This is a genomic window from Mucilaginibacter mali (assembly GCF_013283875.1).
Classification (GTDB): Bacteria; Bacteroidota; Bacteroidia; order Sphingobacteriales; family Sphingobacteriaceae; genus Mucilaginibacter; species Mucilaginibacter mali.
On record NZ_CP054139.1, the window covers coordinates 2,366,898 to 2,384,270 of the forward strand.

General features: G+C 43.5%; 13 protein-coding genes. 2 read left to right on the plus strand and 11 right to left on the minus strand.

Going from position 1 to position 17,373, the window contains the following annotated elements:
- Positions 1 to 270: 270 nt before the first annotated feature.
- On the minus strand, positions 271 to 855 hold the full coding sequence (locus HQ865_RS10010; protein ID WP_173414768.1) for an LOG family protein: 585 nt from the start codon (positions 853 to 855) through the stop codon (positions 271 to 273).
- Between the two features lie 165 nt (positions 856 to 1,020).
- Between HQ865_RS10010 and HQ865_RS10015 the strand changes: the two genes are divergently transcribed.
- Positions 1,021 to 1,392, plus strand: a complete 372-nt coding sequence (locus tag HQ865_RS10015; protein WP_173414769.1) for a PH domain-containing protein — start codon at positions 1,021 to 1,023, stop codon at positions 1,390 to 1,392.
- A gap of 122 nt (positions 1,393 to 1,514) precedes the next feature.
- On the opposite strand, the gene guaB is transcribed toward HQ865_RS10015, so the two are convergent.
- The 5 genes from guaB to HQ865_RS10040 form a co-directional block, all read right to left on the minus strand.
- Entirely contained in the window at positions 1,515 to 2,987 is a 1,473-nt protein-coding gene (gene guaB / locus HQ865_RS10020; RefSeq protein ID WP_173414770.1) for an IMP dehydrogenase, read from the minus strand.
- A gap of 105 nt (positions 2,988 to 3,092) precedes the next feature.
- Positions 3,093 to 3,491 carry a type II toxin-antitoxin system VapC family toxin gene (locus HQ865_RS10025; RefSeq protein ID WP_173414771.1) on the minus strand — a complete coding sequence of 133 codons (399 nt, stop codon included), beginning with the start codon at positions 3,489 to 3,491 and terminating at the stop codon, positions 3,093 to 3,095.
- The gene (locus HQ865_RS10030; RefSeq protein WP_237073784.1) at positions 3,488 to 3,724 is read right to left on the minus strand and encodes a type II toxin-antitoxin system Phd/YefM family antitoxin; all 237 of its coding nucleotides are present in this window, start codon (positions 3,722 to 3,724) and stop codon (positions 3,488 to 3,490) included. The genes HQ865_RS10025 and HQ865_RS10030 overlap by 4 nt, the downstream gene beginning before the upstream one ends.
- 63 nt (positions 3,725 to 3,787) lie before the next feature.
- Positions 3,788 to 5,065 carry a M16 family metallopeptidase gene (locus HQ865_RS10035; RefSeq protein ID WP_173414772.1) on the minus strand — a complete coding sequence of 426 codons (1,278 nt, stop codon included), beginning with the start codon at positions 5,063 to 5,065 and terminating at the stop codon, positions 3,788 to 3,790.
- A gap of 54 nt (positions 5,066 to 5,119) precedes the next feature.
- Complete coding sequence (locus HQ865_RS10040; RefSeq protein WP_173414773.1) at positions 5,120 to 6,382, minus strand: M16 family metallopeptidase; 1,263 nt, start codon at positions 6,380 to 6,382, stop codon at positions 5,120 to 5,122.
- 133 nt (positions 6,383 to 6,515) lie between these two features.
- Between HQ865_RS10040 and HQ865_RS10045 the strand changes: the two genes are divergently transcribed.
- On the plus strand, positions 6,516 to 7,085 hold the full coding sequence (locus tag HQ865_RS10045; protein ID WP_173414774.1) for a hypothetical protein: 570 nt from the start codon (positions 6,516 to 6,518) through the stop codon (positions 7,083 to 7,085).
- 35 nt (positions 7,086 to 7,120) lie between these two features.
- Here the strand turns inward: HQ865_RS10045 and HQ865_RS10050 are convergent, their stop codons facing one another.
- The 5 genes from HQ865_RS10050 to HQ865_RS10070 form a co-directional block, all read right to left on the minus strand.
- On the minus strand, positions 7,121 to 7,465 hold the full coding sequence (locus HQ865_RS10050) for a phosphoribosylpyrophosphate synthetase (protein ID WP_173414775.1): 345 nt from the start codon (positions 7,463 to 7,465) through the stop codon (positions 7,121 to 7,123).
- A 64-nt stretch (positions 7,466 to 7,529) separates the two neighbouring features.
- Complete coding sequence (locus HQ865_RS10055; RefSeq protein ID WP_173414776.1) at positions 7,530 to 9,812, minus strand: ABC transporter permease; 2,283 nt, start codon at positions 9,810 to 9,812, stop codon at positions 7,530 to 7,532.
- A 101-nt stretch (positions 9,813 to 9,913) separates the two neighbouring features.
- The gene (locus tag HQ865_RS10060) at positions 9,914 to 12,370 is read right to left on the minus strand and encodes an ABC transporter permease (RefSeq protein WP_173414777.1); all 2,457 of its coding nucleotides are present in this window, start codon (positions 12,368 to 12,370) and stop codon (positions 9,914 to 9,916) included.
- An 82-nt stretch (positions 12,371 to 12,452) separates the two neighbouring features.
- A complete protein-coding gene (locus HQ865_RS10065; protein WP_173414778.1) occupies positions 12,453 to 14,843 on the minus strand; it encodes an ABC transporter permease in 2,391 nt (796 codons plus the stop codon).
- Between the two features lie 101 nt (positions 14,844 to 14,944).
- On the minus strand, positions 14,945 to 17,320 hold the full coding sequence (locus tag HQ865_RS10070) for an ABC transporter permease (RefSeq protein WP_173414779.1): 2,376 nt from the start codon (positions 17,318 to 17,320) through the stop codon (positions 14,945 to 14,947).
- Positions 17,321 to 17,373 lie beyond the last annotated feature (53 nt).

The window sequence follows — 17,373 nt, forward strand, 5'->3', positions numbered from 1 at the left end:
TTGTTTGGCATAACATTTGAAAAAAGGTAACGTATAAAAGGGACTAATTGATTAAACTATAAATAAAGATTGCGATGATTATTTTAACTGTGATGTATTTGTGCAAGCGATTTAACCTGATCAGGTTCTTCAAAAAGGCCCCAATTGTGGCTACTGTTTAAACTCCATTTTTTATTATTGTCATTCTGAATATAGTGAAGAGTCTTACCTGTACAGGTTTATAATGCATAAAATAGATTCTTCACTTTGTTCCGGAATGACAAGCAATATCTAAGTCAAATTCCTGTCCCTGAACCAAACTTCGTCTGGTTTAGCTATAAAGTTGCTCATTAAGCTTACTAATTCCACCGGATCGGCCGAAGTGATAACCAGGTCGCGGTTAGCTTGTTTTAGGAATCGTTGCTCAACCATTACGTCCATTTGCTTCAATAGGTTATCATAGAAACCATTTACGTTCAGCACACCAACGGGATGTTGATGCAGGCCCAATTGCAGCCAGGTCAGTACTTCAAAAAATTCTTCAAGTGTACCAAAGCCGCCGGGCAGCATAATAATGCCATCGCACAAGTCGTTCATCATCTGTTTGCGCTGGTGCATATTTTCCACAATATGTAACTCGGTGAGGCCGGTATGCCCCACTTCTTTGTCCATTAAAAATTGCGGGATCACGCCGATGGTCTTACCACCATTAGCAATCATAGTATCGGCAATTAAACCCATTACCCCCACTTTGCCGCCGCCAAATACCAGGGCAATATCACGGGCAGCCATTACTGTAGCCAGTTGTTCAACAGCTTCTTTTAATACCGGGTCGCCATTAAAGTTGGCGCCGCAAAAAACACATATCGCTTTCATATAAATTTCCTCATCTGTAATACTTACAACTCCTGTAAATATAATTTTTTGAATAAGAAATCGGGGTGATTTCTTTTAACAAACAGTGGTATTAAATATTTAAGTATATGGCTGTAACTATTACCATACTGCTATCTCTAAATAAAAAACATATATCTGAATATTATGAAAAAGTCAATATTACTGGGCCTGTTATTTTCAGGCCTTTCTATAGCATCATTCGCGCAAACAAAACCGAAAGCTAAAACAAAAGCTACCGATTCTGTTGCTGTTATATCCCAACCGTTAAAAGATCTATTCGGAGAGGCTGGTATGATGGGCATGATGAATTCGTTTGGCCCTATGGTTTCTAACATGGCCAAATCTATGATGGACGCGCAACTGGAGTATTATAAGCAGCCGGGTAAGCTGGAAGAAATTGCCAAACTAAACAAGCAATATTTTGATGCGCTTGTAAAAGAGGGTTTTACTGCCGATCAGGCGTTGAAGATCGTTACATCCGACAGCTTTTTACCCAAAGGCAATGGAGTGAAGTAAGGTGTTAGAGATTGGAGACCGGAAGTTGGAGATTAGTTAATATTTCCTGATAACAAAAACGGCGATGAGTATTCATCGCCGTTTTTTATTAATACTTAATCTCTAATCTTTTATGCTAATCACTAACGCGTATAATTAGGCGCCTCTTTAGTAATGGTAATATCATGCGGATGGCTTTCGCGGATACCCGAAGCGGTGATGCGCACAAATTGGGCCTGCTGCAATGCTTCGATATCTTTAGCACCGCAATAACCCATACTGGCACGTAAGCCGCCAACGTATTGGTACATTACCTCGGCCAGGGTACCTTTGTATGGTACGCGGCCAACTATACCTTCGGGAACCAGTTTTTTAATATCGTCCTCTACATCCTGGAAGTAACGGTCTTTAGAACCCTGCTCCATCGCTTCGATTGATCCCATACCACGATACGATTTAAAACGGCGGCCTTCGTAAATAATCGTTTCGCCCGGTGATTCCTCTACACCTGCAAATAACGAACCTGCCATAATAGTGCTTGCACCCGCGGCAATAGCCTTGGCAATATCACCGGTATGTTTAATGCCACCATCAGCAATTACCGGGATGCCGGTACCTTTCAATGCCTGGGCACATTCGTATACGGCGTATAGCTGCGGTACGCCTACACCGGCAATAATACGGGTGGTGCAGATAGAACCGGGGCCGATACCTACCTTAACCGCGTCGGCACCTGCTTGTGCCAATGCGCGGGCAGCATCACCAGTGGCTATATTACCGGCAATAACCTGCAGATCGGGATATTTGGCTTTTACTTCTTTTAATTGATTGATAACGCCTTTAGAATGCCCGTGAGCGGTATCTATAGCGATCACGTCGACACCTGCCTTTACCAGCGCGTCTACCCTATCCATAGTATCAGCTGTAACGCCAACAGCTGCTCCCACACGCAGGCGGCCATGCTCGTCTTTACAAGCGGTTGGGTAGTTTTTTAATTTTTGAATATCGCGGTATGTGATCAGGCCTATTAGTTTGCCTGCTTCATCCACCACCGGTAATTTTTCAATTTTATGGCTTTGCAGTATTTCTTGTGCTTGCGGCAAGGTGGTGCCTTTGGGCGCGGTGATCAAATTTTGGCTGGTCATCACACCACTGATGGCCAAAGTCATATCTTTTTGAAAGCGCATATCGCGGTTGGTGATAATGCCCTTCAATTTGCCGTTATCGTCAACCACGGGGATACCACCAATGCTATGATCGCGCATAATTTTAAGCGCATCGGCCACAACGGCGCTTTCGTGCAAGGTAACGGGATCCTGGATCATACCGCTTTCCGAACGTTTTACCTTACGCACTTCCTCGGCTTGCGCTTTAATGGTCATGTTTTTGTGTAGCATGCCAATACCACCCCCTTGTGCTATAGCAATAGCCATTTTAGATTCGGTTACAGTATCCATTGCCGCAGATATGATGGGCACGTTTAACCTGATCTTTTTAGTAAGTTGTGATTGGGTATTTACCTCGCGCGGTAAAACTTCTGAATACGCCGGAATAAGCAATACGTCATCGTACGTTAAACCTTCGGCAACAAATTTTGAGGAATCTGGTGGGTGCATAGCAAATAATTTGAGATTGATTACTTGCCGGGCAAAGGTAGGATTTTATTTTGGATTTCGGAATTTCGATCTCGAATTTATGGGATATGACAATGGATTGATGAATTACCAAATAACTTTCAATCCCGCAGACTTGTACTGGCCTATACTTCTGTCCTTGCTTACCAAAATCAGGTTTTGTTGTATTGCTTGCCACATCAGCATCCCGTCAAACGGATCGCGATGCCCGGTTGCTGTAAATTGATGGTAGGTAGCGCTTTCTGCCGGAGATAAAGAGACTAATTTAAAACCAATTTCTGTAGCGAGCCCGGGCAATTGATCGGGCAAGAATCCCGTAATATTTAGCTTTCCGATTGAGTACTTCAACGATACTTCCCAAAAACTAATCGCACTTACAAAAATGTTATTCCTTCCGTTTTCAAGTATTTCTATTACAGTGTCTGATAGTTTGTCTTTTTCGGTTATTGCCCAAAGCAATACATGGGTATCTATCAGATAATTCACGACCTTAAAAACTCGTCTTCACTCATCTTAAAATCATCAGCAAAAGTCACACTTGCTTTACCCTCTAAAATTCCCAATTTACGTTTAGCAGATATTTGTTGTAAATCTCCTGAAAAATAGCCTACAACCTCTTTGCTTTTACCGAAGGTTACCTCTATTTTCTCACCAGCTTTTACCTGGTCTATTACTTCAGAAAAATGAGTTTTAAACTCGGCAACTGTCATACTTTTCATCCTTTGTTTATTTGCTTATATAAAGATAAAAAATACTTGTCAAGTTGTCAAGAAAGAGTGCTATTAATATTTCCCAGCCACTGTTTTATAAAATTTATCGTAATCCAAATATTGATTAGCCAGTTTCAATAACTGTTCGGCGGTGATGGTTTTTATGGTTTGGGTATAGTATTCATAATAATCGTAACCAAGGCCAGAGAAGTAGATATTTTTAAATTTATCGGCATGCGACATGACATTCTCCAAACTTCCCAACAGCGAACCCAGCATGTAGTTACGTACCAATGCCAGTTCTTCTTCGGCAATCAGTTCAGTTTTAAGCAGGTTTACTTCCTTTTCAATTTCGGCAATGGCGGCTTTACATACATCAGCCCCAACTTCTGTAGCGATAAAAATGGCACCGGTTTGCTTAAACGATGACATGGCCGAACCAATGCCATAAGTATAGCCCTTATCCTCACGAATATTGGCCATCAGTCTTGAGCCGAAGTAGCCCCCCAATACAGTATTTAAAACTTGCAAAGCCGGAAAATCTGCATGCGTGCGGTTAATGGCCGGCATGCCCATCCTAATGGCTGATTGCAGGGCGTCCGGTTTTTCAATAAAGTAAAAACGTTCATCCGCAGGCCTAATAAATGGCTGCGATGTATCGGCCTTGGCCTGATTGTCCTGCCAGTTAGCGTCAAATGTATCGCTCATTAAACCAAGCAAAGTATCATCAACCTTACCCGCAACAATAATTGTACAGTTTGATGGCTGATACATTTGCTTAAAATGCGCCAGCATATCATTGCGGTCAAGCGCTTGATAATCGGTTATTTCAGTGCTGTAACCATACAAGGTAGCGCCATATAAAGCCCTGTTAAACGCCCGGCGGGCCAATACATCATTTTTCTTAAGGCCCACCTGTAGTTTTTGCTGCTGCGTTTTTTTAAACGTGGCTACTTCCTTTTCAGGAAAGGAGGCGTTGTTTAAAATATCGTATACAACAGGCAGTGTTTTATCCAGATGCTTATTTAGAGTGTATAGTGTCAGGTTTGAGTTGTCATACCCATAATCAACCTGCAAAAAGGCACCGTAATAATCTACCTTATCGGCTATTTGCGCCGCCGTCAATGTAGTAGTACCCTCGGCAAGCATCGAATTAACCGCTAAATTTAATATTGGTTTTTCGGGGTTAAAGCGCAGGTTACCGAATATCCATTCTATCCGCACCAACTCCTGGTCGCCGGAATTAAAGTGAAACAAGTTGCAGCCATTGTTATATTTAACATGGCCGGGTTTTATTAAATTAATATGATCTACCTGTTTAAAATCAGGCGCTGTAGTTCTGTCGAGCATTGTATTTCTTTAGTCCGGAATTCCGCGTAAGTCGGAAAGTCCGAAAGATGTTCCTTAATTAACTAATTCCTCTATCGGACTTTCTTCCGCCAGATAGATCATCGTTGATGAATTTTCCCTCCTGAATAACTTATTGGCCTGTTGTTGCACTTGCTGAGCGGTGACCTTTGTATAACGCTCAGCTTCGTGATTCATCAGTTCGGCGTCGCCAAGCAGTTCAAAAAAGGCCAGGTTCATGGCCTTATCCAGCAGGCTCATTTCACTAAATACCAGGGTCGATTCGGTTTTGTTCTTCACCTTGGTTAGTTCTTCGGCAGGTACCGGGTTGTTTTTCAGCAACTCCAGTTGTTCCCAAATGGCAGCTTCCGCCTCTTCGGTGCTTACCCCTTCTATTGGCTTACCCTCTACAACAAACATCGCTTTATCAATACTACCTGATGAATAGGCGCTGATCTCGCTGAATAACTGCCGTTCCTTTATCAGCGTACGATGTAAGCGGGATGAATTACCACGGGCAAGTATATCTGACAGCAGATCGGTAACATAATAACTATCCGATGCGCGCTCATCGGCCTGGAAGGCTACATAAACCGAGTTTAACGGTACTTTACCGGTAACTACCTCACGACGTTCGTCGGTTTGTTCGGGTTCCTGTGGCAAGTCGCGGTGGTACTTCTCGCCGGCAGGTATCGGGCCGAACCATTTTTCGGCCATTTGCTTTATATCTTCGGTTTTGATGTTACCCCCTACTACCATAATGGCATTTTGCGGGTTATAATGCTTTTTAAAGAAGGCTTTTACAGCATCGATCTGTGCATCTTCAATATGTTCCAGCTTTTCGCCGATGGTGGCCCAGCGGTACGGGTGTTTTTTATAAACCAGCGGACGCAACTTCAGCCAAACATCGCCATAAGGCTGATTAAGGTAGCGCTGCTTAAACTCCTCCATCACCACGTTGCGTTGCACCTCAAGGCTTTTCTCGCTAAAGGCCAGGCTCAGCATGCGGTCGCTTTCCAGCCAAAAAGCGGTTTCCAGGTTCTCGGCGGGCAGGGTGATGTAGTAGTTGGTAATATCGTTACTGGTAAAAGCGTTGTTCTCGCCCCCTACACGTTGCAAAGGTTCATCATAACTGGGGATGTTGACCGATCCGCCGAACATCAAATGCTCGAACAAATGCGCAAAGCCGGTTTGTTCCGGTTCTTCATCGCGGGCGCCCACATCATATAATATATTCAGTACAGCCATCGGCGTGGTATCATCTTCATGAACCAGTACACGCAGGCCGTTATTTAGTGTAAATCGGTTGAATTTAACCATGTATCTGTGTTAAAAAATAGTGAACAAATGTAAGGAAAGTAGGCAAGTACACAAGTTTATAAAGGAATAAAGGAAAGTGAAATGACAACGGGATACGATACCGGAATATCCTTATGTATATTGCAATAAAAATATGGATAATACCGAACTGATAGAGAAACTGGCAAACACCATGGGCAAAACCAAAGTGCTGAAGCTAAGCAATATGCTGGCCGAAGATAACTTCGATATCGCGCAGTTGATAGGCCTTACCTTTCATCCCGAAAAAGTGATCGGTTTCCGTGCTGCCTGGTTGTTAGAAAATATGTATCCGCAAGATCAGGATAGTTTTATTCCGCACATCCCTTTGCTCGTCAGCAAGTTTAAAGAAGTTACAAACCCCAGTTGCCAGCGGCATTATGCTAAAATACTAATGCAGTTAACAGATCGTAAAGCCCCTAAAACCATTAAGGAAAAAATAGCGGAAACAAACCTTGAACCGGCAATTGAACAATGCTTTGACTGGCTAATAGATCCTGAAGTATTGGTTGCCGTAAAGGTACATGCGGCTGAAGCTTTATTTAACGTACGCATGCGTTACACATGGATAAATGACGAACTACCCGAGCAATTGCAATTCCTGATGCGCGACGGTACTATGGCCATACAAACAAGGGGCAAACGCCTGTTAAGTCAACTGAAGCCTGTAAAAAAGGCCTGGTAATCAACAGGTGTTTGCCCTTCTCTTATCGGCTAAAATTAAGCCGTGGGCCTGTCAGACCCGTGCAAATTTTTACTTACCTGGTAATGATGCAATTTGGCTTGCACGGCCGAATCGCTATCATCGGCATAAGTACCGTAGGCGTTTACTAACGCTCCTTTAAGATTATACTTTGGCGATGATATGGCATACAGGATAGACATATCCGAGGGATTGCTTGCCCCCTCAAAACGGTAAAATTCATCTATTTCAAAATCCTCGGCACCCATATGTACGTCGGCCGATTTATCGTCGATGGTATTACCGTCCATACTTAAATTGGCGGTATACCCTCTTTTATTCAGGTCGTTTAAAGCATCGACCAATGTTTCGTAGTTTTTCATGGCTCTGATATTTTAGGTTAATAGATGTTTCTATTTAATTAACCTTTTTACAGGGCCTGTTGTTTTAATAAATAGTCATTGCATACCAGGCAATGGGTAGCGAAATGATAGCAGCAACCAGTACTAACTTTAAAAAATCCTTTGATAATTCTAACACGATTTGTGGCACGCTGGCACCTAATACCTTACGTACACCTATCTCCTTAAAACGTTGCGAAATAGTAAAGGCCGATAAGCCGAACAAGCCTAAGCAGGCGATAAATATGGCTATGCAGGCAAATATGGTGAAAAGGCTGCCCTGCAATTGTTCGCTGTTATAAAGCTGTTCAAACTTTTTATCCATAAACGTATAATCAAAGGGCACCTCAGGCAGGTAATGATGCCAGGTGGTTTCGATGGTGCTGATGGCCGACCGCATATTGTTACCATCGACCTTGATGGACAGGTTATTATAATAGCCCTGTGCCGGCAAGGTAAGCAACAGCGGGATAATTTTTTGATGCAGGGATTCGAAGTGAAAATCGTTCATCACCCCTATTACCTTACCTTTAACGCGCCCATACATCATATCCTTACCTATAGCATTTTGCGCGTTTTTCCAGCCCAGCATTTGCACCGCGGCTTCGTTAATTATAAAGTTTGAAGTATCGCTTACATAGCTACGCGAGAAATTGCGTCCGGCATCAATATGGATACCATACGCCGGGATAAAACCATAGTCGGCGGTAACATATTTCAAATCGAGTTTGATAGGTTGCAGGGAATCGCCCTGCATTACAGAAGCGTTCTGATCATCCAGCAAGCGCCCGGAGGGTACGCGCGATGACCGGCCAGCCTCTTTTATAGCAGGGTTCTTGAGCAGTTCATCCCTGAAGGAATCGAAAGATGGATTTAAACTGCGATAGTAACCCATATTCAACACATAATCCTTATTAAAGCCAAGCGATTTGTTTTGGATAAACTGCAATTGCTGAAATACAACCGTAGTGGCCACAATAAGTACAATGGAAATAGAAAACTGCAATACCACCAGTACTTTACGGAATGACAAGCCGCCGGCCCCGGTTTTTATCAGCCCCTTTAATACGCGTACCGGTTTAAACGACGACATGAACATGGCCGGGTATATCCCACTAATTAAACCAACGATAAATGGCATGGCGATGATAAATCCTAATATCTTCCAGTTCAGCAAACTAAATATCGACAGTGTTAAGCCAGATACCTTATTAATGTATGGCAAAGTCAATGCCGATATAATTATGGCCAATACTAAAGCTATCCAGGTGATGAGTACAGACTCGCTTAAAAACTGCCGGATGATCTCCTTCTGTTGCGCGCCGACCACTTTCCGGATGCCGATCTCCTTAGCGCGCAGCATAGAGCGGGCAGTCGACAGGTTCATGTAGTTGATACAGGCGATCAGTAATATAAACAGGGCGATGACCGAAAAGATATATACCCGGGTGATATCTCCGTTGTTTTCGATCTCATCATCCAGGTGCGAGCGCAGGTGTATATCGGTCAGTTTTTGCAGGGTAAGCTGGGTAACATTTGATGTTTTGATGTTGGGCGGCATCCCGTTAAAGTGTACATACTTATCAAGAAACCAGCTTAACTGCGAGCCGACTCTTTCGGCATTGGCCCCCTTTGGAAAAAGCAGGTAAGTATAAAAGGAATTATTACCGAAGTTGGTGCGTAACTGCTTTTCGCCATACACTAACGAATCTTTTAAAGTGTTGAACGAGATCAGTATTTCGGGATGCATGTGCGCATTGACCGGGAAAGGTTTAAATACGCCGGTAACCTTATACTCGTGCTTATTGTTATCCAGCGCTATGGTTTTATCGATTGGATCAGCATCGCCAAAGTACTTATGGGCCATGGCTTCGGTCAGCATCACGGTGTAAGGCTCATTCAGCGCTGTGCGTGAGTCGCCTTTGGTTACATCAAGACTGAATACACTGGTAAAGTTCTCATCGGCGCAAAAGGCATTATTCTCATTAAATACCTTTTCCTTATAGTGCACCACGGTAGATCCGTTAGGCAGCACCCGCGTCATCTTCTCTATATCGGGAAATGCAGTTTGCAACAAAGGCCCGAAAGGTGGCGCCACCGCACTCAGGTGCAGCGATTCTACTCCTTGCTGCGTATAGAATATCCGGGTAACACGATAGGTACGATCAGCCTTTTCGTTGAATTTATCGTAGCTTAATTCGTTAAAAATATAGGTAATGATCAGCAGGCAACAAGCCAGGCCAACCGTTAAACCAAAGATATTAATGAACGATATAAACTTATGCCTCGTGATATTTCGCCAGGCACTGCGCAGGTAATTTTTGATCATATATCCCTCCTAACCTCCCCTTTGTGGAGGAATTTAAATTGTTAATGATAAATACAATACCCTCTATTTCTATCCCTCCCCAAAGGGGAGGTTAGGAGGGGTTATTCGCTCCGCAAACTCTTTACCGGATTCGCTACCGCCGCCTTAACGGTCTGAAAACTCAATGTAAACAGCGTGGCCACCACCATTACCCCGCCACCTAAAATAAATATCCACCAACTGATGGACGTATGATCGGCAAAGTTTTGCATCCATTTGTGCATGGCATAATAGGCCACGGGGCTAACTAATACAAAAGCAAGAAGGATCAGCCATAATAACTCGGCCGATAGCAAAGCTACAATTTGCGTTACCGACGCACCCAGCACCTTGCGCACTCCTATCTCCTTGGTGCGTTGGCCAGTGGTATATATTGCCAGGCCCAGCATCCCAAGGCAACTGATCAGGATGGAAAGACCCGTAGCCCATGATAGCAACGTGGATGTTTGTTGTTCGCTCTCATAAAAACGAGCAATGCTTTCATCAAAAAAATGATATTCAAAATCGTCTTCAGGGTAAACGCTTTTCCAGGCTTTTTCTAAGCCGGCAATCGCTGTCTTCCATTCGTTACCTCCAGCGGTTTGCGGCTTTAGGGCAATGTGAAAGGTACGGTTCCAAAACTTCCGCTCTCCCGGGTGTAAAATGGCGAGCGGTTTTATCACCGAGCGTAAGGACTTTTGATGAAAATCTGCCACTACACCTACGATCTCCTTCTGCTTTTCAAAATGCAATATCCGTTTACCAACAGCATCGTTTGGATTGCGGAAGCCTAATAGTTTAGCATATGTATTATTGATTATTAAACCGGTAGAACTGTCCTGATCGGCCAAATTATGCCCGGCCAATAGTTTCAGGTGATAAACCTTCAGGTAATTTGCATCACCATATTTTTGTTCGAGATCCATCTTGATCTCCTTTTTGCCATCGTTATAAACCGCCACAGTACTTTGCGCGCCGCCAGACGATGGCGGGTTCCCACCAACGCTGATCATTTCAATCTGCGGTAGTTGCCGCACTAAATCCATAAACACCGGCTGCTTATTGGTAAGCATTAGTTTGGTTGGCGTAGACAGGTAAACAATAGCATCTTTTTTAAAGCCCAGATCCTTGTTCAGCATGTAATGGATCTGTTTGCTTACCAGAATGGTGGCCATGATAAAAAACTGGGCGATAACAAACTGGGTTACCGTTAACGATTTTCGCAACACCGCGTTACGCGTTTTGTTGCTATTGCTTTGCGCCTGGTTTTTTAATACACTCACCGGTTTATATCCTGATAATATTAACGATGGATAAAAGCCTGATAATAAACTAACCACAAGTGTTAACAATAGCAGAAATACAATTAAATTAGGTTGCTGCAACAGGCTAAACTCCACACCCGGCGGAATAAAACCTGCAAACAGCTTCAAAATAACAGGCGTTAACCCAACTGATATGATAACCGCAAAAAGGGTGATCAGGAAAGTTTCGCTAAGAAACTGGAAGATGAGTTGACGGCGATTACTGCCCAAAGTTTTGCGGATGCCTATTTCCTTTGCCCTTTGCGATGCCTGTGCTGTGGTAAGGTTAATAAAATTGATACAGCCCAGTAACAACAGGAACACGGCTATACCTAATAAGCCATAAAGTGTTGTCTTATCTGCCGATCGAACATTATCAAAATTGTAATACTTGTTATCAAAATGCAGGTCGCTTAGTTTTTCAAGCATCAGGTCTTCGCTATTACCCGGGCGGGGCTTATCGTGCTTGTGCAGCATCGTGGTAAGTGCCTTGTTTACAGCAGCAGGTTCAGCGGCTTCACCCAGCTTTACAAACAATTGCGATTGCGAGTTCACATTGTTCCATTGCATCCTGAAGTTATCCTTCAAAATACTGTTGGTTAACCCGGTATTGTACGAGATGAAATCGTGAAAAACAAAATCGCTATGCTCTTTAAAAGGTTCAACAATACCGGTTACGGTGGTTTTTATCGAATCATCGTATATCACCTGGCGGCCGATAACCTGATCGTAAGATAGTTTGGGGAAATATCCTTTAGCCTGGTTGGTAGTTAATACCACCTGGTTGGGTTGATTAAGCGATGTTTTAGCCGAGCCTTTTAACCATGTATAGTTAAACATGGCAAAATACCTTTCATCGGCACAGATCATTTGCCCATCGTTCTTAATGGTTTTTGGCGCGTTAAATTCATTGTTAACAACAACCTTGGTATCGTACATGGTAAAAAACGGTGCGGACATAACTATACCCGGCACTTCTTTTATCACAGCATCACCGGCAGGCGTGGGCACACCACTATTGTAACCCGGTTCGCCCTGAAACGAGAAATTGGTAACGATACGATAGATCCTGTCGCCATCCTTATGAAACTTATCGAAAGTAAGGTCAAAATGCGCGATCAGGTAGATCACTATCGAGGCACTGATACCTATTGATAAACCAATTATATTAATAAACGTAAATAGCTTATGCCTCCAAAAGCTGCGAAATGCTGTTTTAAAATAGTTTTTTATCATTTATTGGGTCATTGGTCAATAATCATTAATCATTGGTCTAAGCATTTACACTAATCACCATTGACCAATGACTAATTACAGGTTATTCACTTCTTAAACTTCTCACCGGGTTAGCTATCGCCGCTTTAATTGATTGGAAACTAATAGTAACAAAGGCTATTAAAACTGCCACACCGCCAGCTACTGCCAGTATCCACCATTGCATATTTACCCGGTATGCAAAATCCTGCAGCCATTTTTGCATTACAAACCAGGCAATTGGTGATGCGATCAATATGGCGATGAGCACCAGCTTTATAAATTCCATCGACAGCATATTTACAATGGTTGATACGCTGGCGCCTAAAACCTTACGGATACCGATCTCTTTATTACGTTGCTCGGCAGCATAGGCAGCCAACCCGAACAATCCTAAACAGGCAATTAAAATAGCCAGCGTGCTGAACGATATGAATAGTTGCCCTACACGCTGCTCCGACCGGTAAGTGGCATCAAAATCCTCGTCCATAAATGAATAAGTGAACTGCTGATTGGGCGAAAGGCCTTTCCACTTATCCTTCATCTGTGCCATCAGGGCGGTCAAATTAGCTGTTTTTATTTTGGCGGTTATGGCGCCCCTGTCTTCGTTATAAACCAAAGCAACAGGCTTGATGGTATTCTTTAACGAACTGTAGTTAAAATCCTTAACCACACCTACAATATGATAAGCCTGCAGGCCAAAGCTAAACCGATAAACGGTTTTATTCAACGAATCTTTAAAACCAAAGCGTTTTACAAAAGCCTCGTTCACAATAATGGCCGATGAATCTGTAGCCAGCTGATCTGAAAAATTACGACCTGCAATCAGTTTTATGCCCAAGGTATTGATATAATCAGCATCTACAGGCCAAAAGTCTGAAAGCACATCTTGTTTAATATCAATTGGCAGTTGCGGAAACAGGCCCGTAATATTGCGTTCGTCGCCTGTTGGCAAATAGGTCGACATGGTGGCGTTGATGACACCAGGCAATTGCTTTATTTCTTGTTTTAACAATTTTGCCTGCTTGCCCAACGCATTGGTGTTTTTGATCACCAGCATCTGGTCGCGGTTAAAGCCCAGGTTTTTGTTTTGAATATAATGTAGTTGGTTGTAAATAACCAGCGTACCCACTATCAGGAAGATAGATATCGAAAACTGGAAGACCACCAGGAAACTACGCAAAAATCCGCCTTTAAACCCGGCAGATAATTTACCTTTCAACACTTCAATTGGCTGAAATGCCGACAGGAAAAACGCCGGGTACGAACCGGCCAGTAAACCAATTACCAGTACCATTACTATTAATGATGGCATCAGCCACAGCATTGTGCCGGTGGTAAATGCCAGGTTCTTAAACGCCACCTGGTTAAACAGTGGCATTAATAACCAGGCAAGTACAAGGGCAATAATTGTTGATATTAGTGTAACAAGGATGGATTCGGTTAAAAACTGGGCCATTAAATATTTACGGGCTGAACCTAATACTTTGCGCACCCCAACTTCTTTGGCACGGGTTGATGACCGGGCAGTAGACAGGTTCATAAAATTAACGCAGGCTATAAGTAATATAAAGGCGGCTATCAGCGAAAAAATGTACACGTATTGCATACTGCCACGCTCCATTAGGTCGTACTGGCTATTGCTGCGCAAATGCAGATCGAGCAGAGGTGTTAAGGTATAAAACAGGTAATTACCGTTGGTATGCATCGATGCAGGGTAGTTCTTATAGGCGATGGCCTGCATCTGATCCTGTATACTTTTCAGGTTCGCGCCAGGTTTTAATAATACGTAGGTATGCACACCACCGTAACCCCATCCCCCGGCTTTGTATTCGGGGATGGATGAATAGGATAAAAATATGTCGTAGTTAAAGTGCGATTGCGCCGGAACATCCTTTATCACAGCGGTAATTTTATACTGGCTGGTATCATTAATGGTTAAAATCTTACCAACGGCATCTGCATTATTGAAATATTTTTTGGCGATGCCTTCACTAATTACAGCAGTGTGCGGTTCATTCAAGTCGGGTTTGCCGCTTATGACCGGCAGCGTAAACACATCAAAAGTGGACGATTGGGTATAAACGATCTTTTTCTCCTGCACATTATTCAACCCCTTCCGTACAAAAAACTTTTGCGGCGACAAGAACAATGAGTTTACCGGGATAAAACTCGCGGTTTTTTCCACCTCGGGGAAGTTACTCATCAACTGCATCCATGGTTTCTCTGCACCGGCGAACGATTGCAGGTTAGCGTTCAGGTTGGCTGTTGATGTAATGCGAAATATTCTGCCGGCTTTGGTATTGTATTTATCGTAGCTTAATTCATCGGCCACATAAAATACAATTAACAAACAGGTGGCAATGCCAACCGACAGGCCCAAAATGTTGATAGCCGTAAAGCCCTTATTCCTTTTAAGGTTACGGTAAGCTGTTTTGATGTAGTTTTTGATCATTACACTTCGTTTTAGTCCGGAAGTCGGTAAAGACCGAAAGTCCGGAAGAATATAGCCTGGTATCTTCCGGACTTTCGGTCTTTACCGACTTCCGGACTTTCTTACTCACTCCTTAAACTCTTAATCGGGTTGGCCATGGCCGCTTTAAGCGATTGATAGCCGATGGTAACAAAGGCGATAATACCGGTTAATGCCGCCGCCAGTACAAATATCCACCAGCTGATATCTACCTTGTAGGCAAAGCTTTGCAACCATTGGTGCATGCAATAATATCCCAGCGGCATGGCTATCAGTGTGGCAATCAATACCGGTTTCAACAGATCTTTAGCCAACAGCAGTACCACGTTAGGTACAGATGATCCCAAAACTTTGCGCACCCCTATCTCTTTGGTACGTTTGGCTGCTGTGAACGATGCCAGGCCGAACAGACCTAAACAGGCAATAAATATGGCCAGGCCCGAGAATATACTGAGGATGGTTTGCTGGCGGATATCTGCCTTATACATATCGCCAAACTTTTGATCGAGGAAGGTATACTCGCACGGGTACACCGGCGCTACAGATCGGTAAGCGCTTTTAACCGCGGCTATACCCTGGTTTAACTGGCCGGCTTTTAGCTTGATGACCACTACCCTGTTATCTTCAGCAGGCGAAACTACCAGCGCGTCCATATTTTCTTTAAGCGACAGGAAGTTGAAGTCTTCCAGCACACCTACAACCCGACGTTTAATGCTATCCCTGAACTTATTTTGCACCCATTTGCCTACGGCTTGCTCTGGAGTGAATCCCAGTTTGGTGGCCGCGGTACGGTTGATCAGTACCGATTGCGCGGTATCCGTTTTAAACTCAGAAGAAAAATTGCGGCCGGCAATTATCTTCAGGCCAAGGGTTTTTACATAATCAAAATCAGCAAATTCGGTACGTGGTCTGAATGGTTCACGCTGACCCTCGGCATCGAAAACAAAAATATCAAAGAAGCCCCCCGGCTCGCCCGACATCATGGATACCGAAGCGATACTGCTGTTATTTTGCAGCATGGTTTTAAACGTGTTCCGGTGATTGTAGATATCGTTATTGTCGATGGGGATCACCAGCACCTGTTCTTTATCATAGCCCATTTGCTTGTTCTTCACATAACTCATCTGGTTCATGATAACAATGGTACCGATAATGAGTAATACCGAAATGCTAAACTGCACCACCACCAGTGATTCCCTGAACAGCGTACCGCCCTTGCCCAGTTTCAGCTTACCCTTTAAAGCCTGCACCGGCGAAAAAGCCGACAGGAAGAACGCCGGGTAACTTCCAGCCAAAAAGCCTACAACCAATATCACGCCTACTAAAAACAGGTAAATAGGCAAAGCATTCCACGATACGGTTAAGCTGTAGCCTAACAACTGGTTGTAGTAAGGCATCAGTAGTAATAACAAGCCAAGTGATAACACACAGGATATCAGCGTGAGCAAAAGCGATTCGCCAATGAATTGCATCACCAGGTGGTCGCGCAGGGCGCCCATTACTTTACGCAAACCCACTTCTTTAGAACGCTCTACCGCGCGGATAGTGGCCAGATTAGTAAAGTTGATACAGGCGATCAGCATGATGAGTATCGCGATGGAAATGAAGATATAAACCACCGTTTTGTCGCCATGGCGCACATTATCAAAAGCGCCATGCGGCTCAAAATAAATATCGGTGAGCGGGGTGAGCGAAAGGGTGAATTTGAAGCCAAACTTCTTCATATCATCGCCCATATATTTTTCCATAAACGGCCCGAACTGGCTTTCAAGGTGTTTGGTGTCAGTATGTTCGTTCAGCAACACATAAACAAACATGCTGTTGTTTACCCATCTTTTAAAACCATCATTATTAATATTATGCGTAATGGGTATCACCATATCAAAATCAAGGTGCGTGTTTGATGGCAGGTTTTTAGCTATACCGGTCACCTTTACACGCATGCCCTTATCCAATTGCACTACCTTGCCCATCGCATTTTCAGGCGTGCCAAAATATTTCTTAGCTGTTTTTTCGGTTAGCACGATGCTGTTAGGGTTAACCAACACATCCGCCGGATTACCCTTTAACAGCGGGTATGAGAAAAGTGTAAAAAAGCCCGGATCTACATCATACACCTTACGCTCCGAAAAAGCCTTATCATCAAACGATACCAGGTAATTGTTCACCTGCACCCGTACGGCGCTTTTGATATCATTAGGAAAATCATTCAGCAAAGCCGGCGCGTATGGCCCCGAAACGTAAGGGACGCTCATTTTCTGCTTATCAAAATAGCGCATCACCCGGTAGATCTGCTTTCCGTTCTTGTGGTATTTATCCACGCTGAACTCGTTCATGATATACAGGAAGATCATCATGCATACAGTGATGCCGATGGTTAGTCCAAGTATATGGATCAGCGAGAATGCTTTACGCTTGTAAAGGTTACGCCAGGCGATTTTGATGTAGTTTTTGATCATTGCCCCCTCCTAACCTCCCCAAAGGGGAGGAATTAAAATTGATAATTATATAT

Coding starts and splice junctions, on each gene's coding strand:
- HQ865_RS10010 (WP_173414768.1), bottom strand. CDS start 855: ATGAAAGCGATATGTGTTTTTTGCGGCGCCAACTTTAATGGCGACCCG.
- HQ865_RS10015 (WP_173414769.1), top strand. CDS start 1,021: ATGAAAAAGTCAATATTACTGGGCCTGTTATTTTCAGGCCTTTCTATA.
- guaB (WP_173414770.1), bottom strand. CDS start 2,987: ATGCACCCACCAGATTCCTCAAAATTTGTTGCCGAAGGTTTAACGTAC.
- HQ865_RS10030 (WP_237073784.1), bottom strand. CDS start 3,724: ATGAAAAGTATGACAGTTGCCGAGTTTAAAACTCATTTTTCTGAAGTA.
- HQ865_RS10035 (WP_173414772.1), bottom strand. CDS start 5,065: ATGCTCGACAGAACTACAGCGCCTGATTTTAAACAGGTAGATCATATT.
- HQ865_RS10040 (WP_173414773.1), bottom strand. CDS start 6,382: ATGGTTAAATTCAACCGATTTACACTAAATAACGGCCTGCGTGTACTG.
- HQ865_RS10045 (WP_173414774.1), top strand. CDS start 6,516: ATGGATAATACCGAACTGATAGAGAAACTGGCAAACACCATGGGCAAA.
- HQ865_RS10050 (WP_173414775.1), bottom strand. CDS start 7,465: ATGAAAAACTACGAAACATTGGTCGATGCTTTAAACGACCTGAATAAA.
- HQ865_RS10055 (WP_173414776.1), bottom strand. CDS start 9,812: ATGATCAAAAATTACCTGCGCAGTGCCTGGCGAAATATCACGAGGCAT.
- HQ865_RS10060 (WP_173414777.1), bottom strand. CDS start 12,370: ATGATAAAAAACTATTTTAAAACAGCATTTCGCAGCTTTTGGAGGCAT.
- HQ865_RS10065 (WP_173414778.1), bottom strand. CDS start 14,843: ATGATCAAAAACTACATCAAAACAGCTTACCGTAACCTTAAAAGGAAT.
- HQ865_RS10070 (WP_173414779.1), bottom strand. CDS start 17,320: ATGATCAAAAACTACATCAAAATCGCCTGGCGTAACCTTTACAAGCGT.